We start from the raw sequence: 1,167 nt of genomic DNA on the forward strand, positions 1-1,167 counted from the left end.
GCCCTCCCCCTCACCCCCACCAGCCGGACCCTGACCTGGTGTCTGCACCTGCTCGTGGTCGCCCTGCTGGCCCTGGCCGCCGTACGGGCCGTGACCGACGGCCGGCCGTATGCCGCGGTGATCGTCGCCGTCACGGTGGTGTGCGCCCTGGTCTACGCGGCCGGCGCGCTGCCGCCGTCGGTCCAGCGCTCCCGGCGGGCTGCCGTGTGGTGGCTGGCCTGTGTGTGCGCGAGCTGGCTGGTGCTCCTGGCCCTGACTCCTGACGGGATCTGGGTGGCGTTCCCGCTGTACTTCCTCCAGCTGCACCTGCTGCCGCGGCGTACCGGACTCGCCGCCGTGGTCGTCACCGCGCTGGCGTCGATCGCCGCGTTCGCCGCCCATCAGGATTCGTTCAGCGCGGCCATGGCGATCGGTCCTGCCCTCGGGGCGGCCGTCGCGGTCGCCGTGGTGTGGGGTTACCAGGCCCTGTACCGCGAGTCGGACCAGCGCCGCCAGCTGATCGAGGAGCTCACCGCGACCCGCGCCGACCTCGCCACCGCACAGCACACCGCGGGTGTGCTCGCCGAACGCGAGCGGCTGGCCCGCGAGATCCACGACACCTTGGCGCAGGGCCTGTCCAGCATCCAACTCCTGCTGCGGGCCGCCGAACGCGCCCTTCCCCAGGCACCCGACAACGCGGCGCGCTACGTCGACCAGGCACGGCAGGCGGCCGTGGACAACCTCGCCGAGGCCCGCCGTTTCGTCGCCGCCCGCGCCCCGCCCTCCCTCGACGGCAGCACGCTCGCCGGTGCGCTGGAGCGACTGTGCACCGCCGCCCACGACGGGCTCACCGCACGCTTCCATCTCCTCGGCACCCCGGTACCGCTGCCGACCGCGCACGAGGTGGCCCTGCTGCGGATCGCCCAGTCCGCCCTGGCCAACACCGTGCGCCATGCCGACGCCACCACAGCCGACCTCACGCTCACCTATCTCGACGGCCATGTCGCTCTCGAGGTCGTCGACGACGGCAGCGGCTTCGACCCCGACCGACTCCCCTTGCCCGACCCCGAGTTCGGCGGATACGGACTGTCCGCCATGCGGGCCCGTACACGCGCCCTGGGCGGCACCTTCACCCTCACCTCCGCGCCGGGCCGGGGCACCACCCTCACCACCCGGCTCCCCCTCACC

1 protein-coding gene is annotated in these 1,167 nt (G+C 73.8%); it reads left to right on the forward strand.

Translation table 11 applies throughout. The features are described from left to right. Positions 1-1,167: sensor histidine kinase (locus tag G6045_RS40585; RefSeq protein ID WP_165337261.1), on the forward strand; the 1,167-nt coding region annotated here is incomplete at both ends.

The organism is Streptomyces mesophilus (assembly GCF_011044995.1).
Taxonomy (GTDB): domain Bacteria; phylum Actinomycetota; class Actinomycetes; order Streptomycetales; family Streptomycetaceae; genus Streptomyces; species Streptomyces mesophilus.